Annotated in this window: 21 protein-coding genes; 13 read left to right on the top strand and 8 right to left on the bottom strand. The window is 73.7% G+C overall.

Annotation, left to right across the window (positions count from 1 at the left end):
- Positions 1–622 precede the first annotated feature (622 nt).
- Entirely contained in the window at positions 623–994 is a 372-nt protein-coding gene (locus ABZT12_RS01865) for a DUF6479 family protein (RefSeq protein WP_356375626.1), read from the bottom strand.
- A gap of 60 nt (positions 995–1,054) precedes the next feature.
- Complete coding sequence (locus tag ABZT12_RS01860; RefSeq protein ID WP_356375623.1) at positions 1,055–2,584, bottom strand: FAD-dependent monooxygenase; 1,530 nt, start codon at positions 2,582–2,584, stop codon at positions 1,055–1,057.
- Positions 2,585–2,754: 170 nt separating this feature from the next.
- Here ABZT12_RS01860 and ABZT12_RS01855 point away from each other — a divergent pair, with 170 nt between their 5' ends.
- Complete coding sequence (locus ABZT12_RS01855; protein WP_356375620.1) at positions 2,755–3,417, top strand: TetR family transcriptional regulator; 663 nt, start codon at positions 2,755–2,757, stop codon at positions 3,415–3,417.
- On the opposite strand, the gene ABZT12_RS01850 is transcribed toward ABZT12_RS01855, so the two are convergent.
- The 6 genes from ABZT12_RS01850 to ABZT12_RS01825 all read right to left on the bottom strand — a co-directional run bounded on the left by ABZT12_RS01850 (position 3,380) and on the right by ABZT12_RS01825 (position 9,232).
- Positions 3,380–3,916 (bottom strand): hypothetical protein, encoded by a 537-nt coding sequence (locus tag ABZT12_RS01850; RefSeq protein ID WP_356375617.1) that lies wholly within the window; start codon positions 3,914–3,916, stop codon positions 3,380–3,382. The two genes, ABZT12_RS01855 and ABZT12_RS01850, sit on opposite strands and share 38 nt — an antisense overlap.
- Positions 3,917–4,055: 139 nt before the next feature.
- The gene (locus tag ABZT12_RS01845; protein WP_356375614.1) at positions 4,056–5,279 is read right to left on the bottom strand and encodes an acyltransferase family protein; all 1,224 of its coding nucleotides are present in this window, start codon (positions 5,277–5,279) and stop codon (positions 4,056–4,058) included.
- Positions 5,280–5,389: 110 nt separating this feature from the next.
- A complete protein-coding gene (locus ABZT12_RS01840; RefSeq protein WP_356375611.1) occupies positions 5,390–5,821 on the bottom strand; it encodes a VOC family protein in 432 nt (143 codons plus the stop codon).
- A gap of 145 nt (positions 5,822–5,966) precedes the next feature.
- Complete coding sequence (locus ABZT12_RS01835; RefSeq protein ID WP_356375608.1) at positions 5,967–7,310, bottom strand: aldehyde dehydrogenase family protein; 1,344 nt, start codon at positions 7,308–7,310, stop codon at positions 5,967–5,969.
- Between the two features lies 1 nt (position 7,311).
- Positions 7,312–8,523: a DUF362 domain-containing protein gene (locus tag ABZT12_RS01830; protein WP_356375605.1), complete on the bottom strand. Its 1,212-nt coding sequence runs from the start codon at positions 8,521–8,523 to the stop codon at positions 7,312–7,314.
- 37 nt (positions 8,524–8,560) lie between these two features.
- On the bottom strand, positions 8,561–9,232 hold the full coding sequence (locus ABZT12_RS01825) for a cyclase family protein (protein WP_356375602.1): 672 nt from the start codon (positions 9,230–9,232) through the stop codon (positions 8,561–8,563).
- 184 nt (positions 9,233–9,416) lie between these two features.
- On the opposite strand from ABZT12_RS01825, the gene aroF reads away from it, so the two are divergent.
- The 12 genes from aroF (at position 9,417) to hisC (ending at position 23,622) form a co-directional block, all read left to right on the top strand.
- Positions 9,417–10,472, top strand: a complete 1,056-nt coding sequence (aroF, locus tag ABZT12_RS01820; RefSeq protein WP_356375599.1) for a 3-deoxy-7-phosphoheptulonate synthase — start codon at positions 9,417–9,419, stop codon at positions 10,470–10,472.
- Between the two features lie 26 nt (positions 10,473–10,498).
- Positions 10,499–11,593, top strand: a complete 1,095-nt coding sequence (locus ABZT12_RS01815; RefSeq protein WP_356375596.1) for a phenazine biosynthesis protein — start codon at positions 10,499–10,501, stop codon at positions 11,591–11,593.
- Positions 11,593–13,167: an isochorismate synthase gene (locus tag ABZT12_RS01810; protein WP_356375593.1), complete on the top strand. Its 1,575-nt coding sequence runs from the start codon at positions 11,593–11,595 to the stop codon at positions 13,165–13,167. The genes ABZT12_RS01815 and ABZT12_RS01810 overlap by 1 nt, the downstream gene beginning before the upstream one ends.
- Positions 13,168–13,172: 5 nt before the next feature.
- Positions 13,173–14,045, top strand: coding sequence for an ATP-dependent sacrificial sulfur transferase LarE (locus ABZT12_RS01805; RefSeq protein WP_356375590.1), 873 nt, complete (start codon positions 13,173–13,175; stop codon positions 14,043–14,045).
- A gap of 2 nt (positions 14,046–14,047) precedes the next feature.
- On the top strand, positions 14,048–14,857 hold the full coding sequence (gene larB / locus ABZT12_RS01800; RefSeq protein ID WP_356375587.1) for a nickel pincer cofactor biosynthesis protein LarB: 810 nt from the start codon (positions 14,048–14,050) through the stop codon (positions 14,855–14,857).
- Positions 14,854–16,083: a nickel pincer cofactor biosynthesis protein LarC gene (gene larC / locus ABZT12_RS01795; protein WP_356375584.1), complete on the top strand. Its 1,230-nt coding sequence runs from the start codon at positions 14,854–14,856 to the stop codon at positions 16,081–16,083. The genes larB and larC overlap by 4 nt, the downstream gene beginning before the upstream one ends.
- Positions 16,071–17,303, top strand: a complete 1,233-nt coding sequence (locus tag ABZT12_RS01790) for an FAD-dependent oxidoreductase (RefSeq protein WP_356375581.1) — start codon at positions 16,071–16,073, stop codon at positions 17,301–17,303. The genes larC and ABZT12_RS01790 overlap by 13 nt, the downstream gene beginning before the upstream one ends.
- A gap of 5 nt (positions 17,304–17,308) precedes the next feature.
- The gene (locus ABZT12_RS01785) at positions 17,309–18,400 is read left to right on the top strand and encodes a hypothetical protein (RefSeq protein WP_356375578.1); all 1,092 of its coding nucleotides are present in this window, start codon (positions 17,309–17,311) and stop codon (positions 18,398–18,400) included.
- Positions 18,401–18,467: 67 nt separating this feature from the next.
- Positions 18,468–19,724 carry an ATP-grasp domain-containing protein gene (locus tag ABZT12_RS01780; protein WP_356375575.1) on the top strand — a complete coding sequence of 419 codons (1,257 nt, stop codon included), beginning with the start codon at positions 18,468–18,470 and terminating at the stop codon, positions 19,722–19,724.
- Positions 19,725–19,821: 97 nt separating this feature from the next.
- Positions 19,822–21,090 carry an MFS transporter gene (locus ABZT12_RS01775; protein WP_356375572.1) on the top strand — a complete coding sequence of 423 codons (1,269 nt, stop codon included), beginning with the start codon at positions 19,822–19,824 and terminating at the stop codon, positions 21,088–21,090.
- 52 nt (positions 21,091–21,142) lie between these two features.
- On the top strand, positions 21,143–22,501 hold the full coding sequence (locus ABZT12_RS01770; protein WP_356375569.1) for a hypothetical protein: 1,359 nt from the start codon (positions 21,143–21,145) through the stop codon (positions 22,499–22,501).
- Between the two features lie 32 nt (positions 22,502–22,533).
- Positions 22,534–23,622 (top strand): histidinol-phosphate transaminase, encoded by a 1,089-nt coding sequence (hisC, locus tag ABZT12_RS01765; RefSeq protein ID WP_356375566.1) that lies wholly within the window; start codon positions 22,534–22,536, stop codon positions 23,620–23,622.
- Positions 23,623–23,638: the final 16 nt, after the last annotated feature.

Raw genomic sequence — 23,638 nt, 5'->3', positions numbered from 1 at the left:
GGCCCCTGCGGGGCGGCGGTGCGCACAGGTGATCTCGCGGGGCGTCGGGGGTGGCGCCGCGCAACGCGGAACCTGGCGGGGTAGCGGAGCGCACGGAATCGTGTGCGGCGGAGCGCACGGGAACCCTGCCGGTCGGCGTCGCGCAAGGCGGAGCCTCGCGGGGTGCGCGAGCGCACGGGACCCTGCGGGTTGGCGCTGGGCAACGCGGAGCCCTGCGGGTGGCGCCGCGCAACGCGAACCTCGCGGGTGGCGGAGGGCGCGCGGGATCCCTGCGGGTGGCGGAGCGCACGGGACGCCTGCGGGTTGGCGCTGGGCAACGCGGAACCTCGCGGGTGCTGGAGCGCTCCGGCACCCCGCGGGGTGCCGGAGCTCGACGGGACCCTCGCGGGGCGGCGAAGCACGCTGCGACCTCGTGGGGAGCGGAGCGCTGAGGGGATTTCGCGGCGGCGGCGGGGTGGTGCGGCGTGCCAGGGAAGACCTTGCGGGTGGCGGAGCGCGGGTGGCGGAGCGCGGATGGCCCTTGGCGTGTCGCGGGGGCGCACAGGAAGACCCCGCGGGGTGGCGGGGCCGCACACCACGCGGGGTCGATCGGGACCGGTCCTGTTGGTCGGGAGCTCTGCGGTCAGGTGTGGCCGAGGCCGCCGCCGCCGAAGGATCCGCTGGAGCCGGGCAGCCAGCGTTTGCGGTTCTGGTCCTTTCCCGTCCTGGTCGCGCAGGCGTGGATCTGGTACGGCATGAGCCGTTCCGCCTCCTGCGTCGCGACCGGCATCTCGTCGGGTTCCCGCATCTCGCGTGTCTCGCGGACCGCGCCGGAGGCGGGAAGGTGGGGCTGTTCTTCCGGGAGCGGCCGTGGGGATTCCTGGTCGCGGACCCGCATGCCGAAACTCACGGCCCAGACCAGAGCGCCTGCGATGAACAGGCCACCAAGGAACGCCGCGCCCACGTTGAGCGCGTTGTGCGACGCGGCGAGTAGTTCGAACGCTGCCGTAGTCATGCTCCAAGTATCACCCGAAATGCCCGATAGGCGGAGTTCGGGTTCCCGGATCGGTGGCGCTCACCGGGTGTGCTCCGTCAGGTACGCGTCGATGTCGGCGGGGTTCCGGGTGAGCAGGCCGACGTGGTTGTCGGGGCGGATCAGTACCAGGGCCGGTCCGTCGATTCCGTACGCGCGCCGGGCGTGCCCCGCGTGATCGCGCAGCTCCCCGGAGTCGTGCACCGCGAAGGCGCGCAGCCCGCGGTCGTCGCCGTATCGCTTGCCCAACTCCTTTGTCGCGCGGGCCAGTTCGCTGTCGAAGCCGAGCAGGGTGAACCCCGGGTGCGCGTACGTCTGGAACAGCCGGACCGGCCGTCCGGCACCGTCGAGACACGGCGCGTCGGGCGCGCGGTCGCCCGCCCGCAGGCCGTCGGGGTCGCCGGGGTCGCCGGCGTCGGCCGGGGTGCCGGCCAGGGAGCTCCAGCGGTAGCCGGTGCCCATCGGCGGGACCGCCGCGGCCTCGGTCCCGGTGCCGGGCCGCTTGGCGGCGTCGAGCACCCGGGCCGTCGCCTCGCTGCTCACGTCCAGGGTCCAGGCGGCGACCGGCAGCCGCTCCTCCTCGTAGGTGTCCAGCAGGCCGGGGCCCGCGCGGCCGGCCGTGGCCAGGGCGAGCTTCCAGCCGAGGTTGTAGGCGTCCTGGATTCCGGTGTTCATGCCGAGGCCGCCCGCGATCGGATGGACGTGTGCCGCGTCCCCGGCCAGGAAGACGCGGCCGGCTCTCATCCGGTCGACCATCCGTACGCTGACCCGCCACGCCGACAGCCAGGTCGGGGCGGACAGGCGTATCCCGGGCAGGCGCGCGTGCCGGTCGAAGAGCCGCTGGAAGCTCTCCAGCGACGGCGGCAGCGGGTCGCCCGCCGCGTCGAGTTCGGGGCTCGCCTGGAACTGGAAGGAGCCGGTGCCCGGGAGGGGACACAGCATCACGGCCCCGCCCTCGGAGGTGAACCACTGGTGCCAGGCGTCCCGGCTCAGCCCGGCGGCCTCGACGTCCCCGCAGACCATCGTCTGCGCCGGCTCGCTGGTGCCGTCGAACCGTACGCCCGCCGCCTCGCGTATCCGGCTCCGTCCGCCGTCGCAGCCGACGAGCCGGCCGGCCCGCCTCCGGCGACCGTCGGTGAGGGTGACGGTGACGCCGTCCGGGTCCTGCTCCAACTCGGCCGCCTCGCAACCGCGTTGGACCTCGACGCCGAGGCCGGCCAGTCGCTCCCGCAGGATCTCCTCCAGCTGCCACTGCCCGATGAAGACCCCGCTCTCGTACGGCGCGTCCGGCGCCGGGCCGTCCCCGGCGAACGGCTCCGTCTCGTTGACGTACGCACCGTCGAAGTACTTGCGGAACGGCAGATGGGTGGTCCCGACGGCGAGGACCCGCTCGGTGACCCCGACGTCCTCCAGTACTTCCAGGGTGCGCGGCTGGAGGCCCTTGCCGCGGGAGTGCCGGTGCGGGGCGGGCAGGGCGTCGACGATCCGGACGGACACGTCCCGGCGGGCCAGTTCGCAGGCGAGGGTGAGGCCGGTCGGCCCGGCTCCCACGATCAGCACGTCGTCGGTCATCGCTGGTGTCCCCTCGTCGCGTCCAGGCGTCCGTCTTTCTCCATGGAACCCTGCGGAGACGGATAGTGCAACCGAGTATCAGAAAAGGCTGAGACTCACATCGTGACCGGTCTGATTTCAGACTTGGAGTCGAACGAGCCTCGGTGTCATGTCCCTGGTACGGTGGCGGCATGAGTCAACCCGCGGGTCTGCGAGAGCGGAAGAAGGAACGGACGCGGAGCCTGATCGCGGAGGAGGCGCTGCGGCTCTTCCTCGATCGGGGCTTCGACGAGGTGTCGGTCGTCGAGGTCGCGGCGGCGGCGGAGGTCTCCAAGGCCACGCTGTTCCGGTACTTCCCGACCAAGGAGGACCTGATCCTGCACCGCTTCGCCGACCATCTCGGCGAGGCCGCCAGGGTCGTGCGCGAGCGGCCGGCCGGTCTGACGCCGACGGCCGCCCTGCGCGACCACTTCCTGGACGGCCTGGCCGCCCGCGACCCCATCACCGGTCTCAACGACCATCCGGAAGTGCTCGCGTTCCAGCGACTCCTGTACGGCACGCCCGCGTTGTTCACGGGGCTGCGGCGCAGCCACACGGCCCAGGACATCGCGGCCCTCGCGGACGCCCTCCCCGGTGACGCCACTCCCCTCGCCAAACGTCTGGCCGCCACCCATCTCGTCGCCGTACAGCAGGAGTTGGGGCTGGCCAACTACGAGGCGGTCGCCTCCGGCCGGGGTGCCGACGAGGTGTACGGGGAGGCCGTCGCGGCGGCGGCGGAGGCGTACGGCCAGCTCATGCGCGGGCTCGACGGCACGCTCACGGACGGCCCGGTGCCGGTCGGTTCTGGTGGATGACGTCCGTGCCGGAGCCGCCCGAGACGTACCCGCCGTCGAGGGCCCCGGTGTCGGTCACCCTGTCCTTGCCGGGGCCGGCGTCGATCGAGGTGTAGTAGTAGACCTGGCCAATGCCGTTCCGGTAGGTGAGGACGTCGTTGCCGTCGCCCAGGGCGATCGTCAGGGCGGGGTACGGGTCCTGGCTGTCCTCGGTCGTCACCACGCAGGTGACCTTGGTGCGGTCCGAAGCGGCGGGGTGGGTACGGCCGTCGCCGGTGGTGATCGGGACCGTGTCGTCGATGACGTAGGTGATCGTGGCGGTGCCGGCGGTCGTCGAGGCGGTCACGGTCGCCGTGTTGAGCTGGCCGGCCGCGGCCTTGTACTCCACGGTCCGGCCGTTGCCGGCGAGGGCCGCGGTCGCGGTCGCGGTGACGGCCGTGGAGGTGATGCCGAAGTGGTCAGCAGGGCCCGGCGGTCGGCGGGAAAGGGGCGCATGGCCTTTTTTCCAGGGGGCGTTCACGGTTCCGACGGACCGTGTGACCCTCAGCGCACGCGCTTGGTTGTGCCTCCGCCGGTCCTGACTTCTGCCCTGAGCGGGCCGTTCACAGGAACGCCGGAGTCGGGTCAACTGCCGTTCATGGAAAGGAAGTTGAACGACATCAGGCGGGGCGGCCGGCGGGCGGGCGGAAGGCCCAGCGCAGCTCCGGTTCGACCGCGAAGCGCAGGGCGCGGCGGACCGGAGAGGTGCAGAGCAGCGTCACGACCGCCCCCGCGACGACGGTCGCGACGATCGTTCCGGCCGCGCCCCGCATCCACGCCGGGTCGTACCAGCCCCAGGACTTGGCGCCCTGGGCGACGAAACCGTGCAGGAGATAGCCGTAGAGCGTCCCCGCGCCCAGGGCCGTGAACCACGTGCGGCGGCCCGGTACCCAGGACAGGAAGCAGGCGACCAGCAGGACCGAGCAGGCGAAGAGGGCCACGGTGACGACCGGGCCCTGCCAGGCCGGAGCGCCCAGCCCCTGGGCGCTCTCCTTGTGGAACAGCCAGGCGTAGTCCACCCACGGAGCCGACCAGTACGCCACGGCGAACGCGCCCGCGAAGACCGGCACGGCGAGTACGCGCAGCGCACGGCGGCGCACCAGACGGAAGTGCGCGGGCTTCAGGCACAGGCCAAGGACGAAGTACGGCAGGAACTGGAGCACGCGCTGGAGATCGAGGTCGTGGCCGATCGAGGGGGAGAGCGACGCCAGCATCGCGACGGCCAGGGCCACCGGCAGCGGGCGGCGGACCATCCGCCAGATCGGTGTGGTCAGCCGCCAGACGAACAGCGCCGCCAGGAACCAGGTCAGGTACAGCGGGCTCAGCAGACTGATCGGGCGGTCCGGTACGTGGTCCGTCCACCTCGTGTAGAAGGTGTACGCCACCTCGAAGACGACGTACGGCACGACCACGCCGGTGACCAGCCGCTTGACGCGGGCCGGGCTCGCGTCGAAGTTCCGCGAGAAGTAGCCGGAGATGACGATGAACGCCGGCATGTGGAAGGCGTAGACGAGCGTGTACAGCGCGGTCACGACCCGGCTGCCGTCCCGCATCGGCTCCCAGGCGTGCCCCATCGCCACCAGCACGATCGCCAGGTACTTGGCGTTGTCGAAGAAGGCGTCGCGGGCGGGGGATGCCGCCTGCGACGCCTGTGCTGTCTGCGATGTCCGTGGAGCGGGTGGTGTCCTCGGTGCGCGCGGTGCGGGCGCGGTTCCGGCCGGTTCCGAACCGCGCCGTTCCCCGGTCGGGCCGGCGGCCGGTCGTCGTTCCGCGGTCGCGGCGGAGCCGTCGGCGGGGGACGCGGTGTCGGCTGACGCGGCCGGAGCCGTCGGGGAGGCGCGCATTCCGTTCGCCTCACCGCTCCGCCGCGACGTAAACGTGCGCGGCGCGGAGGCGGACGCAGGTCACACCCGCCAGGACGCCAGGACGCCAGGACGCCCAGGACGTGAGGACGTCAGGTGGCGAACACCTGGGAGTCGTCGGCGAACGCCTTGAACTCCAGGGCGTTGCCAGCCGGGTCCAGCAGGAACATCGTCCACTGCTCGCCGGGCAGCCCCGCGAACCGTACGTACGGCTCGATCACGAAGTCGGTGTCCGCCGCCCGCAGCCGCTCCGCGAGCCGGTGGAACTCCGGCACCGGCAGGATCAGCCCGAAGTGCGGCACCGGGACGTCGTGTCCGTCGACCGGGTTGTGGACGCGGGACGCGCGGGCGGGGGCGAGGTGGGTGACGAACTGGTGGCCGTGCAGGTTCCAGTCCACCCAGGTGTCCGCGGAGCGGCCCTGCTCCAGGCCCAGGACCTCACCGTAGAAACGGCGGGCCGCGGCGAGGTCGTCGACCGGCATGGCCAGGTGGAAGCGGGGGATCGGCGGGGTGTCAGCGGTCATGCGGGCTTCCTGCCCCGGGTGGGACGGGAGTATGTGGGCGGGGCGGATCGGCTGTCGCGGACGAGCGAGGCGCGCCAAGGGCGCGCCGTCGGGGTTCGAGGTGGGGTGCGCGCCCTGCCGACGGCAGGGCGCGCGGTGCCCGCGGTCAGGCGGACGCGAAGCCCCTGGCCTCCTTGAGGAACTGGCCGAGGTAGCCGTCGTGCGGCAGGTACGGGTCCCGCCACCAGCCGGCCACCGGACCGTGCAGCACGGTCCGGATGCCGGGGGAGTTCAGCGCCTCGGCGACCAGCGGTGCCCGGTCGGTGAGGAGGGTCAGGGCCAGCGAACCGGTCAGCGGGCGGATGCCCTCCGACGGCTGCCAGGGCGCCACCCACACGCAGGGGAAAGGGAGTTCGGTCGCCGGACCGGGATGGTCGGCGCCCGGCACGGCGAGCACCGCGGGCCGCAGCGCCACGGCGTCCGGGCCGACCGGAGCCAGCGGGCCGTCCGGGTAGTGACGGGCCGCGAGGTCCGGGGCGCCCTGGGCGGCCCGTTCGACGGCCGACCGGAGCGCCTCGGCCTCCTTCAGCGGGCGGACCGGCAGGACCGCCCGGTCGTCGGTGACCGGCAGAGCGGGCAGCCGGGCCAGCCGCTCCGCGAGCGCCTCGGCCAGCGCACGGTGGTCGCCCGAGGTGAAGACGGCGGTGGTGTTGGTGCAGCGCACCCCGCCGTCCGAAGCGATCTCGGTGACCAGATGGTCCAACGTCCGTTCGTCGTACGGCCCGTCCACCAGAACCTTGGTCCGTCCGGGGCCGCGCACCAGGACCCGGTCGTCACCGCGCCAGCGGGCGACGGTGGCCTCGCTGCCGTACACGAGCGCCAGGTCGGCCGCCTCGACGAGACTGTCGGCGGCGGAGTGCGAACCGGGCAGCAGGGCGATCCAGTCGGGGTCCAGGCCGGCCGCGAGCAGCGCCCGGACCAGCCGCAGCGGGGTGAACGGGTCCCGGGTGCCGGGCCGTACCGCCACCCGGTAGCCCATGGCGAGCGCCTGGAGCCACGCCCCGTGGGTGGCCGGGTGGTTGCTGGGGGCCACCACCCCGAGCACCGCACCGCGGCGCGCCCAGCGGGCGGTGCGCCCCGCCCCGAGCGGGGACTGGCGGCCGACGATGTCGCCGAGCAGCGCGCAGTCGCCGCGCATCCGCTCCAGTGTGGCGCGGGCGACCGTGACGGGTACGCCCGAGGCCAGCGCCTGCGCCCGGCAGTACTCCTGCGGGGACTGTCCGCCCAGGGTCGCCGTCGCGAACAGCCGCCCCGCCTCGGCCAGTTGGGCCAGCCGTTGGTCCAGCGGCAGTTGCGGGGCGGAGCGCAGGGCGCGCACGGTCAGCCGCGTGGTGAGGGCGGGGGCCTCGTGCAGCCGGGCGAGTTCGTCGCCGTAGACGTCGTGCAGGACGCGGGAGTCGCGGGAGGTGTGCTCCTGGCCGCCGCGCAGGACGGGGATGGACACGGTCATCTCAGACCCACTCCTCAGGTGACAGGCCGGGCAGTCCGGTGTCGCCCCGGGGGGCGGGTTCCCGGCGGGGGACGCGGAACTGGGTGGCCTCCTGCTCGTCGACGGACCCGCCCATCGCGTACCGCAGTCCGGCGGTCTGGATCGCCCTCGGGGGGCAGCCCTCCAGGTAGACGCCGGCGTCGCGGTGCTCGTACATGGCGTTGCCGACCAGGACGACCGCGCCGCGCAGCGCGGGAAGCCGATCCATCGGGCCGGACAGGATCGTCAACTCGCCCGGGTAGGCGATGAGTTCGGCGCGGAGTTGGTGCAGGGCGGCGGCCACCCAGCGGCGGCAGTCGTCGCACGCCGTCTCGGCGTGGACGTGGACGCCCTCGCGGGGCGGGGTGAGGTCCACCGGTGCGCGGCGGATCTTGAACGCGGCGTCCTGCACCGCGACGCCCCGCACGTCGATGTCGGCGAGGTCGATCGGTCCGAGTCCCCGGGCGTGGGCGTCGCGCAGATAGGCCAGTTCCCAGGAGCCGACGCCCGCCACCGCCGCCATCGTCACGTCCATCGCGACCGCGTTGCGCGAGGCGGCGACCAGGCCGACCTCGCGGAGGGTGCCCGCCATCGGGTAGTTGTCCTCGACGACGGTCGTCGCGTCGCACACCACGAGGTGCTGCGGGCGCAGTTGGTTGAGGTCCACGATGGACTCCTCCACGCCGGCCATGTGGACGATCCGGGTGGTGAAGCCGGGCAGCAGACCGACCAGGTTCTTCATGGCGTTGGTGAGCACCACGCTGGAGTGGGTGCGCAGGTGGGGCGCGCCGATGAAGAAGTCGCAGTCCAGGACGAGGTCGGGGACGGTGATCGGCACCCGCAGCGAGGTGGCGCCGGGGACCTGCACGATCCGCGTCGGCCGGTCGTCGAAGCTGACCACCTGGGCGTAGCGGTGGACCGGTGCCCCGTCCAGGATCTCCTTGAGGACGTGGGTGCGCTCGGCGACGAAGACCTCCGCGCCCCGCGCCGAGGCGCGCCGCGCCACCGCGAGCAGCAGTTCGGGGCTGGTCCTGAACCCCGGTTTGCGCTGGAACATGTTGGGCTTGACGACCACGCGGTCGCCCTTGCCGACGTCCCGCAGGGGGTCGCCCAGCAGGTCCAGCGCCTCGTCGACCGCGGCCTCGGTGGTGGTCCCGACTCGGGTGAGGGAGACGGCCGTCAGCTCGCCGCTCACCCCCACCACCTGCCCGGGAGACGGGACCGGGCCGCGCTCAGAAGGGCCATCCGTCGATCACCACGGCGCGTGCCGGGGCGGCCTCGACACCCTGGATCTTGACCGGCAGTGCCATCAACTGGGCGACGGGCGTGGAGATCTGGTCCAGGTTCTGGATGTTCTCCAGGATCGGGATGCCGGCCGAGAGCAGCCGCCGGTGCACCTGGCCGCCGCGGTCGTCGGGCCGCTCGGTGATGCAGTCCATGCCGACCAGGACCGCGCCGTTGTCGATCATCCAGTCGGCGGCCTCGACGGTGAGGTAGGGCGGCTTGTCCCAGTAGTCGTCGCGGCCGAGGTAGCGGTTGGGGTGGTCGGTGCGTACCAGCAGCCGGTCGCCGCGCTGCCAGATGGAGCGCAGCGCCTTCTCCAGGTCCTCGCCGGTCACCGGGTCCAGGTCGCGCTTGTCCGAGAGGTCGGCGACGCAGGCGCGGCCCGCGAAGGTCTCCAGCGGGACCTCGTCGATCTTCTCCCGGTCCTCGAAGAAGTGATAACCCGATTCCACGTGCGTTCCATTGTGCGGGAAAATGTGCAGATCGGAGAATGTGCGGCCGATTCCGGAGGGGTCGGTCTCGGGCGACATCGCTTTGCGCACGTCGAATTTCGGATACCAGGGGGCGTCGTAGGAAGGCATTCCCTCGTACCAGCCCTGGCTGATGTCGATGATTTTCACGGTGGGCTCCCTTCGCGGATGTGGGCTGATCACAGCACGTCAGGAGGGGCTTCGGGGGGTGTGGGGGAGATGCTGGCAGCATGCTGCCAGACCCCTGCCGCGGAACACGTCGGCCTGGTTAGCCTGCCGCCACCGTCGCAATCGGGAGAAGCTCCCGCGTGCCAGCCCCATTTGGAAGGCGCCCATGATCGTGACAATGCGTCCGCGGGCCACCCGCGAACAGTTGGAGTCCGTCTCCGGGATTCTCCGGGAACAAGGCCTGAACGCGGTGTCCTGCGCGATGGACGACATCGCGATGCTGATCAGCGAGGAGAGCGGTACGCCCGAAGCGGTGGCCGCGGTGGAGCGGGCCCCCGGTGTCGACCGGGTGGTCGTGGTGCCGGGCACGCAGCGGCTGACGAGCCGTGAGTTCAGCGCGGAGAACACCCGGGTGAAGGTCGGGCCGGCCGGTGAGGCGGTGTTCGGCGGCCCCGAGTTCGTGGTGATCGCCGGACCCTGCGCGGTCGAGAGCCCGGAGCAGATGACCGCCGCGGCGGACGCCGTGGTGGAGAGCGGCGCGGTCATGGTGCGCGGCGGGGCCTTCAAGCCCCGTACCTCTCCCTACAGCTTCCAGGGGATGGGGCTGGCCGGTCTCGCGCTCCTCGCGGAGCAGCGCCGGCGCACGGGGCTTCCGGTGGTCACCGAGGTGGTCACCCCGGGCGATGTGGAGTGTGTCGCGGAGGAGAGCGACATGCTCCAGATCGGGACGCGCAACATGCAGAACTTCGAACTGCTGCGTGCGGCCGGGGCGTCGGGCCGGCCCGTGCTCCTCAAGCGGGGCATGGCCGCCACCATCGAGGAGTGGCTGCTGGCCGCCGAGTACGTGATGCAGGCCGGCAACGGTGACGTGGTGCTGTGCGAGCGCGGCATCCGCAGCTACGACCGCAGCACCCGCTTCACCCTCGACCTGAGCGCGGTGGCCGAGGCCAAGCGCCTCACCCACCTGCCCGTCGTCGTCGACCCCAGCCACAGCACCGGCCGGCCCCATCTGGTGCGCCCGATGTCCCTGGCGGCCGCCTCCTGCGGGGCGGACGGGCTGCTCATCGACGTCCACGCCGATGCCCGCAACGCGCTGTGCGACGGCAGCCAGGCGCTCACCGGGGAGCAGTTCGGCACGCTCATGGCCCAGCTCAGGCCCGTGGTGGAGGCGGTGGGCCGGACCTGGCCCGAGGCCCGCTCACGCTCGCTCGCCCAGGTCTGACCGGCCGCCGTAGGAGGAGGAAGAACATGCTGGAGACCCCGGTCGAGCCCTTCACCGCCGACCTCGCCCCGGAGGAGTTCCTCAGTGCCGCGATGCGCTGGCACTTCTCCCCCGAGACCGGCTCGCCGTACTGGCTGAAGCGCGCCGCGGAGCTGGACTTCGACCCGCTGACCGCCGTGCGGAGCTGGGCGGACCTGGACCGCTTCCCGGACGTGAGCGAGGAGTGGCGGGACATCTCCGTCGACGACCTGGTGCCGGCCGGGACCGGCCGGGACACCTGGGACTTCCAGGTGTTCGACAGCGGCGGCACCACCGGCCGGCCGAAGCGCATCGTGGAGTCCCGCTCGCGGCGCAACGGCGTCCTGTGGGTGAGCGAGATCCTCGCCGAGCACGGTGTCCCGGGCGAGGGCGAGGGCCACTGGCTGCACCTGGGCCCGACCGGGCCGCACATCGTGGGCCGCTCGGTCGGACTCCTGGCCCAACTGCGCCGTACCTTCTGCCACTTCATCGACTTCGACCCGCGCTGGGTCAAGGGCAGTGTGAAGGCGGGCCGGTCGGAGGAGGCCGGAAGGTACGTCCGGCACATCCTGGCGCAGGCCGCCGACATCCTCGCCACCCAGCCCGTCTCGGTGCTCTTCGCGACCCCGCCCGTCCTGGAGGCGATCGCGGCCGACGAGAAGCTGCTCGACCTGGTCCGGCGCAAGGTGCGCGGCATCATCTGGGCCGGCACCAGCGTGAGCCCGGAGACGCTGCGCGTCCTGGAGGAGGAGGTGTTCCCGCGGGCCGCCGTCGTCGGCCTGTACGGCAACACCATGATGGGCATCGCCCCGCAGCGGCCCAAGAGCCCCGCTGACGAAGGGCGTTGTGTCTTCGTCCCGTTCCATCCGTTCAGCCGCGTCAAGGTCGTCGACCCGGACGCCACCACCACCGAGGTCGGCTACGGCGAGCGCGGCCAGGCCCGGATCAGCCTGGTCTCCCGCGACCTGCTGCTGCCGTGGACGCTGGAGCGCGACTCGGTGCTGCGCGTCGCGCCCAGCGCCGGCTGCCCGCAGGACGGGCTGGCCGACATCCGGCCCCTCACGACAGACGGCGACCGCGGCCCGATCGAAGGGGTCTACTGATGACGCGGAGCACGCAGGCCACGAACAGCACGCAAGGCACGCAGCCCACTGAGAGCACGCAGAGCACGGGGAGCGTGCCGGGCACCTCGACCGCTCCGCCCCGACTCCCGTACGCGCAGGGCCCGTCCGTCCTCTCGGCCGCCGAGCAGGAGAGCCTGCTCCGGACCTTCCGGCGCGCCCTGGAACAGGCCCGCGCCACCCAGCGGCTGGTCCTGGTCAGCTGGGCCAAGCCGCTCACCGTCGCCGACCCGGTGACGGTCTGGAGCCGCGGCCGGCGCAGCACCCCGCGCTCCTTCCTGTGGCAGTCGGCGTGGGACAACGGCTCCGTCGTCGCGATCGGCACCGCCCGCGAACTGCGCGGCCACGGCGAACGCCGGATGGCGTCCGTCCGGGCGGGCTGGACGGCTCTCTGCGAAGACCTGGTCACCGGCGGTACGGCCGTCCCGGCGCTGCCCGCCGGTGAAGGACCGCTCGCCCTCGGCGGGTTCGCGTTCAGTCCGGACAGCCCCCGCGAGGCCGGCCGGCTGCCCGACGCGCTGCTGTGGGTGCCCTCCCTCCAAGTACGCGGCGCCGTACCGGAGTCGGCCGGTGCCGGCCCCGCCCGTGCCGAACTGCGCCTCAACGCCACGCTGATGCACGACAGCGACCCCGAGCAGCTGGCCGAGGGCCTCGCCCAGCTCGCCGACCGGTGCCTGCGCGGGGCGGACACCTCCCGGCGCCGGCCCGCGGTCCCGGCCGCCGGTCCGCACACCAGCGTCGAACTCCCGGCCGCCGACGCCTGGAAGGGCCTGGTCCGGCGGGCCACCGGCGGGATACGCGACGGCCTCTTCGAGAAGCTGGTGCTGGCCCGCGAGGTGCGCGTGACCTCGGCCACGCCCTTCGACATACCGGCCACCGTGCACCGGCTGCGGGACGCCAACCCCGGCACCACCGTCTTCGTCGTCGACCACGAGGAGTACACCTTCCTCGGGGCCACCCCGGAGTACCTGGTCCGGGTCGAAGGACCCTCCGTGCACGCGCTCGGGCTGGCGGGCACCGCCCCGCGCGGAGCCACACCGCGGGAGGACGCGGCGCTGGAGCGTGAGCTGGTCGACAGCCCCAAGATCCAGCACGAGCACGACGTGGTGGTGCGGATGCTCCGCGACGCGTTCGCGACCGCCTGCGACGACGTCGAGGTGCAGAGTCCGCCGGCCGTCGTCAAGCTCACCAACGTGCAGCACCTGTCGACCAAGGTGCGGGGCCGCCGCGCGGCCGGCGCCGGGAGCGGCATCCTGGACTTCGTCGAACTGCTGCACCCCACCCCGGCGCTGGGCGGCCATCCCCGGGCCCAGGCGCTGGGCTGGCTCTCCGACAACGAGGGGCTCGACCGCAGCTGGTACGCGGGTGTCGTCGGCTGGGCCGACCCCTCCGGGCAGGGCCAGTTCGCGGTCGCCATCCGCTCCGCCCTCCTCGACGGCTCCTCCGCCTCCCTCTACGCGGGCTGCGGTCTGGTGGCCGACTCCGACCCCGAGGCCGAGTACGCGGAGACCTGCGCCAAGCTGCGTCCGATGCTGACCGCCCTGGGCATCGAGTGAGTACGGTGACGCCGTCCGCGCCCGCCGGGCTGCCGGTCCGCCGGCTCGACGCCCTGCGGCTGCGCCTGCTCGAAGTGGGCTCCGTCGTGGTCGCGTTCAGCGGCGGCGCCGACTCCGCGCTGCTGCTGGCGGCGGCGGTGCGGACGCTCGGCGCCGGCCGGGTGCTGGCGGCCACCGGTGACTCGGCGAGCCTCTCCCGGCGGGAGCGGAGCGCCGTGCCCGAGCTCGCCGCGGGTCTCGGCGCCCGTCATGTGTTCGTGGCGACAGGGGAGTTGGAGGTCGCCGGGTACCGGGAGAACGGCCCCACCCGGTGCTGGTTCTGCAAGGACGAGCTGACCGGGCGGCTGCTGGAGGTGGCGGCGGACGCGGGCCTCGCCCACGTGGCGACCGGGACCAACGCCGACGACCTGGCCGACCCCTTCCGCCCCGGCATCCGGGCGGCGGCCGGGCGCGGGGTCGTCACCCCGCTGGCCGACGCCGGCCTGACCAAGGCGCAGGTGCGGGCGGTGAGCCGCGCCTGGTCGCTGCCCACGTGGGACAAGCCCGCCTCGCCGTGCCTGTCGAGCCGGATCGCCTACGGCCTGACGGTCACCCGGGAGCGGCTGGCCCGGGTCGAGGCCGCCGAGGGCGCGCTGCGGGAGCGGCTGCGCCGGGCCGGTATCGACACGTACCACCTGCGCGTCCGGGACCTCGGCGAACGGGCCCTGATCCAGGTCGATCTGGCGGCCGTACCGGCCGTCATGGCCTGCGCGGAGGCGCTGGAGGCGGTGCGCGAGGCCGGTTTCGCCTCCGTGGAGACCGACCCCCGCGGCTTCCGTTCCGGCTCCCTCAACGAGGCCGCGTCCGCCGCCCGCCCCCACTCGACGACGGAGGACTGACGGTGGACCGCGAGGAAGTCCGGGCGCTGCTGCGGGAGGTGTCCGCCGGGGTCAGGCAGCCCGACGAGGCCCTGCACGAGCTGGTGGCGGGGCCGCTCTCCGGGGACGGGGTCAGGGACCTCGGCTTCGCCCGCCTCGACACCCACCGTGCCCTGCGCACCGGGGACCCCGAGGTGGTCTACGGCGAGGGCAAGAAGCCCGCCCACATCGTCACGCTGCTCCGTACCCTCCTGGGGCAGCCGGGCCACCGCTCCGCGCTCGCCACCCGGCTCTCCGACGAGGCACTGAGCGCCGTGGCCGGGGCGTTCGGCGCCGACGGCGTACGGATCGACACCGAGGCGCGCTGCGCGGCCGTCGGCGCGGCCGGGCCCGCCCAGGGCGGCGTCCTGGTGGTGACGGCCGGCACCACCGACGAACCGGTTGCCCGCGAAGTCGCCTTCGTGGCGCGGGAGTTCGGCTGTGCGGCGGAGCTGGTGCGGGATGTCGGGGTGGCCGGTATCCACCGGCTGCTCGCGGTCCGGGACCGACTGGACGCCGCCGACTGCCTCGTCGTCGTCGCGGGCATGGACGGCGCGCTGCCGAGCGTGGTCGCCGGTCTCGTCTCCGCACCGGTCGTCGCGGTACCCACCAGCGTCGGCTACGGCAGCTCCTTCGGCGGGATCGCCCCGCTGCTCACCATGCTCAACTCCTGCGGTCCCGGGGTCGTCGTCTGCAACATCGACAACGGCTTCGGGGCCGCGGTCGCGGCGGCCCGGATGATCCGCCGCATGGTGCGCCGGGAGACCGGCCGGCCGGTGGCGGTGGGCTCATGACCGCCCCCGCCCCCGTCTCCGCCTGGTTCGACTGCTCCTCGGGGGTCGCCGGCGACATGCTGCTCGGCGCGCTGCTGGACGCGGGGGCCTCCCTCGCGGCCGTGCGCGGCGCCGTCGACGCGGTGGTGCCCGGCGCCGTCCGCATCCGGACCGAACCGGTGCGGCGCTGCGGACTGGCCGCGACGAAGGCGCACGTCGACACCGAACCCGGGCCGCCGCACCGCACCTGGCACGCGATCCGCGCCCTGCTGGCCGGGGCCGCGCTCCCCGGGCCGGTGCGCGAGCGCGCCCACGCCGTGTTCGCCCGGCTCGCGCGCGCCGAGGCCGCCGTGCACGGCATCCCGGTCGACGACGTCCACTTCCACGAGGTCGGCGCCCTCGACGCGATCGCCGACGTGGTGGGCGTCTGCGCCGCCGTGCACGACCTGGGCATCGGCGCCGCGACCGCCACGCCGATCGCGCTGGGCGGCGGCCGGGCCCGCACCGCCCACGGCGAGCTGCCGGTGCCGACCCCGGCCGTCCTGCGGCTCCTCGCCGACCAGGGGGCACCGGCCCGCTCCGGCGGACTGCCCTACGAGTCGGCCACCCCGACCGGCGTGGCCCTCGTCCTGTCCCTGTGCGCCGAGTGGGGCGGCCTGCCCGCGCTCCGGCTGACCGGGACCGGCTACGGCGCCGGCACCCGCGACCCGGAGGGCACCCCCAACGTCGTACGCGTCGTCCTCGGCACCGCCCCCGAGGCCGGGGCGGAGACGGACGCGGCACGGGCCGTGGTGGTCAGCGCCAACGTCGACGACCTCGACCCGCGGATCTGGCCGCACGTGCTGGCCCGGCTGCTCGCGGCGGGCGCCTCCGACGCCTGGCTGACCCCGATCCTGATGAAGAAGGGCCGCCCCGCCCACACCCTCTCCGCGCTCTGTCCGCGCCCCGCCCTCGACGCCGTGCGTGAGACGTTCACGGCCGAGACCTCCACCATCGGCACCCGGGAGCACGAGGTCGCCAAGCACGAACTGGAGCGGGAGTTCCGCACCGTCCCGGTCGGCGACGCCCTGGTCGCCGTCAAGATCGCCCGCCGCGCGGGACGGATCGTCAACGCCCAGCCCGAGTACGAGGACGTGGCGGCCGCCGCGGCGAAGCTCGGTATCCCCCTCAAGACGGCGCTGGCCCGGTCGGTCGCCGCGGCCGAGGGCGCCCTGGAGCACGAGCGGAGCGCACCGTGGACCACGTGATCGTCGTCGGGGCGGGGCTCGCGGGCCTGCGCGCCGCGGAGGCCCTGCGCAGCCGCGGGTACGAGGGCGCCCTGACCCTCGTAGGGGCGGAGGACCGGCCGCCGTACGACCGGCCGCCGCTGTCGAAGGCCGTACTCACCGGGGAGAGCGACGACACCGCTCTGCCCGCCGACTGGGAACGGCTGCGCTGCGCCCTGCTGTTGGGCACCCGGGCGGAGGCGCTGCGGCTCTGTGACGACCGGCCCGGCGGGACCCTGCGGACCTCGACCGGTCCGCTCTCCTTCGACGGGCTGGTGATCGCCACCGGCGCCGTCCCGGTACGGCTGCCGGGGGAGGGACCGCAGCACGTCCTGCGCACCCTCGACGACGCGCTGCGGCTGCGCGGCGCACTGCGCGCGGGCGCCCGGGTGGCGATCGTCGGCGCGGGCTGGATCGGCGCCGAAGTGGCGTCCGTGGCAGCCGGGTTGGGCAGTCGGGTGACGGTCCTGGAGGCCGCCGGCGCTCCCCTCGCCGGGTCGCTCGGGCCGGCGCTCGGCGCGGCCACCGCCGACTGGTACACGGCGGCCGGGGTCCGACTCCGGTGCGGGATACGGGTGGACTCGGTCGACGTGGGCGGACTCACGCTCAGCGGCGGCGAGTTCGTGCCGGCCGACGTGGTCCTGTCCGGTGTCGGCGTCCGCCCCGACACCGGGTGGCTGGCCGGCTCCGGGCTCGACGCGGGCGGCGGGGTCCTCGTCGACGACCGGCTGCGCACGGCCCGCCCCGAGGTGGTCGCCGCGGGCGACTGCGCCGCCTGGTGGTCGCGGCGCTACGGCCGCCGGCTGCGCGCCGAGCACTGGGACACCGCCCTCAACGCCCCCGACGTGGCCGCCGCGACCCTGCTCGGCCAGGACGCCTCCTACGACCCGGTGCCCTACGTCTGGTCGGAGCAGTTCGGGCGCATGGTGCAGTACGCCGGCCATCACACCGGCGCGGAACGGCTGGTGCTGCGCGGCTCGCCCGACACCGCCGCCTGGACCGCCCTCTGGCTGGCCGGTGACCGGCTTGCCGCGCTCCTCACCGTGGACCGGCCCCGGGACATGGCGCAGGGGCGCCGGCTGATCGGCCGGGCCGCCCCGCTCGACCCGGGTCTGGCCGCCGATCCCGGCACCGCGCTGAGCGACGCGCTCCGCACCCCAGCAGCTCCGTCCACCCCGCCACCGAACCGGATACCGAGGTAACCGACATGGCTTCCGCCTGCCCTGATATCCCCGTCGTCGTCCTTCCGGCGAACAACGTCGTGCACTGCGCGACCCGCCCCGCCGCCCCGGTCGAGGCCGCCCTCACCGCGACCACCGACGCGCTGACCGGCCTGCGCGCCCGGCTGCTGGACCCGGCCGGAGCGGACGACTCCGCCGTCCGCCGGGCCCTCGACACGGCCGTCGAGCGGGCCGCGCACCTCGCCGCCGAGGCCGCGGTCACCCCGCTGGACACCACCGGGCTGCGGGCGATCGTCCCCAACCACGACTACTTCGGCGTCCGTACCGCCGCGGTCGACGACGCCTACCGCGTCGCCGAGACAACCGTGGTCCTCGCCCGCGTCCTCGCCGACCTGCGGGGCGCCCGGCTCGACCTCAACGACCAGGCCGCCGAGGTCCGGGCGATGATCCTGCTCCTCGACGGGCTCCTCCCGCCGGACGGCGCCCCCGCCCCGGCCCCCGTGTCGTCGTACCGTCCGCAACTGGACCTCGGTAAAAGCGAGTTGACGCGTTGGGTGATCACCCACCACTTCTACTTCGTGCTCAACCTGGCGGCGGCGCACGCGGTCGGCCGGGCCGTCGCCGCGCTGGCCGACGCGGACCGCTCCACGGCCGTGACGGCGTTCCGGGAGGCGGCCGTCCTGGTGCGCGGCTTCACCGCGGCGATGATGCACTCCGGGGACATGTCGGCGCCCTGCTACGACGCGAGGGTCCGGCCGAGCATGTATCCCCCGGCGGTCCCGGCCGCGCTCACCGGCCGGACCCAGCCCGAGCACAAGGCGTTCCGCAAGGCCATGCGCCGGCTCGCCGCCACCAGTACCGAACCGTTCGCGAAGATCGCCGTCACCGACCCCGAACTCGCCCTGGCCCGCGACGCGTTGTTCGAGGCCGACCTGCACGACATCGAACGGCACATCGTCGTCACCGCCGCCCTGGTCGGCGACGACTCCTCGATCATCCAGGTCGACGAGTCCGCCGAGAGCGCGATCGCCATCCTGCGCACGATGCGGCACACCCGGGCGATGGCCTACCGCCACCTCATGCGCTTCGGCGACCAGGTGGAGATCGCCGACGCGTGATGACCCGACCAGCCCCGTCCACTCCGGCGGCCTCGCCGCACGCCCCAGACCCACGGTGGGATGACAGATGACTTCCAGCACAGACCGGCGCACGGTGGCCCTCGTCGACGCCTTCGCCAGCGCCCGGTGCCTCGCCCCCCTGTTCCGGGCGCGCGGCGTCGACTGCGTCCACGTCCGGAGCACCCCGGAGATCCCCGACGTCTACGCGGCCGGCTTCCGGCCCGACGACTTCACCGCCGACATAGTCCACGACGGTGACGTCGAGGCGACCGCCGCCGCCCTCGCGCGGTACGCCCCCGTCGGCCTGCTGCCGGGCATCGAGCGGGCCGTGGAACTCGCCGACGGACTGAGCGAACACCTCCGGCTGCCCACCAACGGCACCGCGCTCAGCGCCGCCCGCCGCGACAAGTTCCGCATGATCGAGACGGTCCGGCGGGCCGGCGTCCCCGGCACCGAGCAGCTGCTCGCCACCGACCTCGACACCCTCCTCGACTGGTACGGCGCCCAGGGCGGCCGGGTCGTCCTGAAGCCGGTGAGCAGCGCGGGCAACGACAGCGTCTTCTTCTGCGACAGCGCCGAGGAGGTGCGCTCCGCGTTCGGCAAGGTGCTCGGCGCGCGCAGCGTCCTCGGCCAGCACAACGCGGCGGTGCTGGCGCAGGAGTACCTCGTCGGCAACGAGTACATCGTCAACACCGTGAGCCGGGACGGCCGGCACCACGTCACCGACATCTGGAAGATGCACCACCTCAGCGCCAACGGCGTGCGCGACCTGCCCGCCGGCGCGGAGCTGCTGCCCCGCCGCGGCACCGACCAGGACGCCCTGGTCGAGCACACCCTGCTGGTCCTGGACGCCCTCGGCATCCACAACGGTCCCGCGCACACCGAACTCAAACTCACCCCGAAGGGGCCGAGGCTGGTCGAGACCGGCGCCCGGGTGTGCGGCGCCGACGTCCACGTCCCGGCCGAGGCCGCGATCGGCGAGAGCCAGCTGGACTGGACGGTCGACGCCTACACCGACCCCGAGCGCTTCGTGGCGCGCGCCGACGGCGACTACGCGCTGCGCCGGCACGCCCGGATCGTCAACATGGTCTCGCCCGCGGGCGGCCGGCTGGCCGGCTATCCGCGGCTGGCCGAGCTGAAGGAGCTCGAAAGCTTCCACGACGCGGTCTTCCGGGTCACCCCCGGCGGCCTCGTCAGCCCCTCCGTCGACGACTGGACCTTCCCGCTGCGGGTCTTCCTGGCCCACGAGAGCGAGAGCGCCGTGGCCCGGGACTGTGTGTCGGCGCGCTACCTGGACGGCCCCGGTTTCTACGACATCGCCTAGCCGCCCGGTCTGTCCGAGCCGCCCGGTCCGCCCGAGCCCGCCGGTCCCGGCCGGTCGCCCGGTCGCCGCCCCCCACGCATCCCCTCCTGGAGAGTAAATGTCGTTCCTGCGCCCCGTCTTCAAGGGGGAACGCGCGCTGATCGCGGGCATCGCCATCGACGCGACCGGCTCCGGCATGTACGTCCCCTTCAACCTGGTCTTCTTCCGGCACGTCACCCACCTCCCGCTGGCGCAGATCGGTCTGGTGCTGACCGTGGCCAGCCTGCTGGCGATGGCCGCGCTGCCGCTGGGCGGCTCGGCCGTGGACCGGTTCGGCGCGCTGCGCACGCTGATCGCGCTGTACCTGCTGCGCGCGATCGGCTTCGCCCTCTACCCGCTCGCGCACAGCCTGTCCCTCTTCTTCGTGCTGGCACTGGTCACCGCCGTGGGCACCCGGACCGCGCCCTCCACCCTCCAGGCGAGGTTCGCCGAACTCCTCACCGGCACCGACCGGGACCGCATGCAGGCCCTCTCCCGCAGCCTGGGCAACGCCGGTCTCGGCGGCGGCACCCTGATCGCCTCGCTGATCATCGCCACCATGGGCGACCACGGCTACGTGGCCGCCGCCTGGCTGAACGCGGCCAGCTTCGTGGTCGCCGCGGTGCTGGCCACCCGTACCCCGGCGAGCCCGCACGTCGAGCGCGACAGGCCGGTGAAGAGCGGCGGTTACCGGCTGGTGGCCAAGGACCGGCCCTTCCTGCTGCTCGGCCTCGCCAACCTGTCGCTGGCCATCGGCTACACCTCGCTCACCATCCTGATCCCGGTCTACGCGACCGGCTGGCTGCACATACCGCAGGGCCTCATCGGCAGCGCCTTCATCGTCAACACCCTGCTGTGCGCGACGCTCGGGGTGCCGGTCGCCGCGCTCGCCCGGCGCCGGTTCCGCACCCGCAACGGGATGGCGGTGGCGGGTGCCGGACTCTTCGTGGCCGCGTTCGCCGGGCAGCTCGTCCTCGGCACGGTGCGCCCGCACGACACCACCCTGGCGATGACGGCCCTGCTGACCTGCGTGGTGGTCGCCACCTTCGCCGAGCTGGTGCACAGCCCGGCCGCCAGCACCCTGGCGCAGAACGCCGCGCCGCCGGAGCTGCGCGGGCGCTACCTCGCCGCCTACCAGTCGTCGTGGGCGCTGGCCCAGGCCCTGGCGCCCACCGTCTTCACGGCGCTGGTCGCCGTGGACGGCAGGCTGCCCTGGCTGGTGATCACCGCCACCGCGCTGCTGGGCGCGGCCGTGCTGCACCGTACCGCCCGGCTGCTGCCGCCCGCGGCCGTCCACTTCGAGCCGCCCGCCCAGCCCGCCGACTCCGCGCCCGCGAACGCGAGTTGACGGCCGTACCCCCGAACTCACATACAGGCACACGACTTCAAGGAGGACCCTCATGGACCGCGAGTCCCTGACGGCGGAGTACCTCGGCAGGGTGACCGGGAGCGGCGCCAAGGCGGCCGAACTGGTGGGCAGGCTACCGGAGTCGGAGATGCTCGCCGCGTTCTACAAGGGGACGTTCCTCTCCCGCCCGGTCTTCCTCGGACATGCCGAGCGGGTGCGGGCGTTCGAGGACGTCCGGCACGTCATGGACGCGCTGAGCAGCCTGCCCGACAAGCTCTTCGGCGGTGACTTCGCCGCGTTCGCGCGCGCCGCCGGCCTCAGCGAACCGCAGGTCGCCGCCGTCGTGCGCGGCCGGGGCCCGGCCATGACCCGGCAGGCGCGGGCCGACCTGTTCGTCCAGGACGGCGGGTTCAAGCTGCTGGAGTTCAACATGGGCAGCTCGATCGGCGGGATGGACAACGCCGACCTCGCCCGGGGCCTGCTGGAGCACCCGCTGCTCGCCCGGTTCGCCGCCGACCACCACCTCGGTTACGTCGACACCCTGCGTGAGCAGGTCAACAACGTGCTGGTCGAGTCGGGGTTCGCACCCGGTGACCGGCCGGTGGTGGCGCTGGCCGACTGGCCGAGCTACTTCGACAACGAGATCCGCTACATGCGCCAACTCGCCCTTCGCTGGCGGGAACTGGGCCTGGACGCGCACCCGTGCCACGTGGGCCAGCTGGAGGTCAGGGGCGGCCGGGTGTGGCTGGAGGACAAGCCCGTCGACATTGTCTTCCGTACCTTCGCGATCTCCCAGATCACCGAGGCGCCGGAGCTGCTCGACCCGCTCCTGGACGCCGTCCAGCGCGGCGAGGTCAAGATGTTCACCCCGCTGGACACCGCCGCCTACGCCAGCAAGGGCGCCCTGGAGATGCTCTCCGACGAGGCCAACCACGGGCTGTTCACCGAGGAGCAGCGGACCAGCGCGGCCCGGCTGCTGCCGTGGACCCGCGTCGTGCGCCCCGGCCAGGTCACCCTGGAGAACGGCGAACGCGCCGACCTCTTCGACCACGCGGTCGAGCACCGCCGCGAACTGGTCCTCAAGCCCACCTCGCTCTACGGCAACCGGGGGGTCGTCCTCGGCTGGACCCCGGAGCTGACCGACCGCGAGTGGCGCGCCGGGCTCGACGCGGCCCTCGACACCCCGCACGTCCTGCAGCGCCGGGTCCGGCCCACTCCGGAGCTGTTCCCGGACGAGAACGGCGAGCTGAAGCCCTGGAACCTGCTGTGGGGGATGTTCTCCGTCGTCAACGGCTACGGCGGCGCCAACGTCCGTGCCACGGCGGCGGAGTTGGGCGACGTGGTGATGAACCGGGCGCACGGCATCCACTCGGGACCGGCGCTGACGGAACTGTCCGCACCGGCCGAGTGAGCACCGCCCCGACCAGCAGAGAGCAGGCGCAGATGCCCCAGGTCAGCACCGCCGCCACCACCGGTGTGCCGCGCTTCCGTTCGGTGCTCGACCGGATGGTGAGCTACCGGCCCAGCACGGCCCCGCCGGCGCCCGGTCCGACGTACCGGCTGGCGGCCAACGAGTCGCCGTACGGGCCGCCCGACGCCGTGCTGGCGGCGATCGGGCGGGCGGCGGCACAGGCCAACCTCTATCCGGACAACGGGTGTTCGGCGTTGACCGGGGAGATCGCGGAGCGGTTCGGGGTGGGCGCCGACCAGGTCGCCGTGGGGTGCGGGTCGGTCGGGGTCGCCCAGACGCTGATGGCGGCCGTCGCCGAACCGGGGGCCGAAGTCGTGTACGCCTGGCGGTCGTTCGAGGCGTACCCGATCCTGACCCGGCTGGCGGGGGCGACCGCCGTCGAGGTCCCGCTCAGGGACGGGGCGCACGACCTCGACGCGATGGCCGGCGCGCTCACCGACCGGACCCGGCTGGTCTTCGTGTGCAACCCCAACAACCCGACCGGGACGGTGGTCCCGGCCGGCCGGCTGCGCGCCTTCCTCGACCGGGTGCCCGCGGACTGTCTCGTCGTCCTCGACGAGGCCTACCGCGAGTACGTGCGGGACGCGACGACGGCCGACGGCCTCGAACTCGCCGCCGGGCGGCCCAACGTGGCGGTCCTGCGCACCTTCTCCAAGGCGTACGGCCTGGCCGCGCTGCGGGTCGGCTTCCTGGTCGGGCACCCGGTGGTGGCCGACGCGGTCCGCAAGACGTATCTGCCGTTCAGCGTCAACGGAGTGGCCCAGGCCGCCGCCGTCGCCGCGCTGCGCTCGCGGGAGGAGCTGATGGCGCGGGTGGAGACGGTGGTGGCGGAACGCGAGCGGGTGCGGGGCGTCCTGTCGGCCGGGGGCCGGCCGCTGCCGCCGAGCGAGGCCAACTTCCTCTGGCTCCCGCTCGGCGACCGGGCCACCGCGTTCGGCGAGCACTGCGGGCGGCTCGGCGTCGTCGTGCGGCCGTTCGCGGGGGACGGCGTCCGCGTCTCGATCGGTTCCCCGGACCAGAACGACGCCTTCCTCTCGGCGGCCGCCGCCTTCGGGCTGTGAGTCATCCCATGAATGT

The organism is Streptomyces sp. NPDC005423, from assembly GCF_040606415.1.
Taxonomy (GTDB): domain Bacteria; phylum Actinomycetota; class Actinomycetes; order Streptomycetales; family Streptomycetaceae; genus Streptomyces.
This window is presented reverse-complemented; position numbering and strand designations above follow the sequence as displayed.

Excerpts from the sequence above, each read along its gene's own strand:
- ABZT12_RS01865 (WP_356375626.1), bottom strand. The coding sequence starts at position 994 with ATGACTACGGCAGCGTTCGAACTACTCGCCGCGTCGCACAACGCGCTC.
- ABZT12_RS01860 (WP_356375623.1), bottom strand. The coding sequence starts at position 2,584 with ATGACCGACGACGTGCTGATCGTGGGAGCCGGGCCGACCGGCCTCACC.
- ABZT12_RS01855 (WP_356375620.1), top strand. The coding sequence starts at position 2,755 with ATGAGTCAACCCGCGGGTCTGCGAGAGCGGAAGAAGGAACGGACGCGG.
- ABZT12_RS01845 (WP_356375614.1), bottom strand. The coding sequence starts at position 5,279 with ATGCGCGCCTCCCCGACGGCTCCGGCCGCGTCAGCCGACACCGCGTCC.
- ABZT12_RS01840 (WP_356375611.1), bottom strand. The coding sequence starts at position 5,821 with ATGACCGCTGACACCCCGCCGATCCCCCGCTTCCACCTGGCCATGCCG.
- ABZT12_RS01835 (WP_356375608.1), bottom strand. The coding sequence starts at position 7,310 with ATGACCGTGTCCATCCCCGTCCTGCGCGGCGGCCAGGAGCACACCTCC.
- aroF (WP_356375599.1), top strand. The coding sequence starts at position 9,417 with ATGATCGTGACAATGCGTCCGCGGGCCACCCGCGAACAGTTGGAGTCC.
- ABZT12_RS01815 (WP_356375596.1), top strand. The coding sequence starts at position 10,499 with ATGCTGGAGACCCCGGTCGAGCCCTTCACCGCCGACCTCGCCCCGGAG.
- ABZT12_RS01810 (WP_356375593.1), top strand. The coding sequence starts at position 11,593 with ATGACGCGGAGCACGCAGGCCACGAACAGCACGCAAGGCACGCAGCCC.
- larC (WP_356375584.1), top strand. The coding sequence starts at position 14,854 with ATGACCGCCCCCGCCCCCGTCTCCGCCTGGTTCGACTGCTCCTCGGGG.
- ABZT12_RS01785 (WP_356375578.1), top strand. The coding sequence starts at position 17,309 with ATGGCTTCCGCCTGCCCTGATATCCCCGTCGTCGTCCTTCCGGCGAAC.
- ABZT12_RS01780 (WP_356375575.1), top strand. The coding sequence starts at position 18,468 with ATGACTTCCAGCACAGACCGGCGCACGGTGGCCCTCGTCGACGCCTTC.
- ABZT12_RS01775 (WP_356375572.1), top strand. The coding sequence starts at position 19,822 with ATGTCGTTCCTGCGCCCCGTCTTCAAGGGGGAACGCGCGCTGATCGCG.
- ABZT12_RS01770 (WP_356375569.1), top strand. The coding sequence starts at position 21,143 with ATGGACCGCGAGTCCCTGACGGCGGAGTACCTCGGCAGGGTGACCGGG.
- hisC (WP_356375566.1), top strand. The coding sequence starts at position 22,534 with ATGCCCCAGGTCAGCACCGCCGCCACCACCGGTGTGCCGCGCTTCCGT.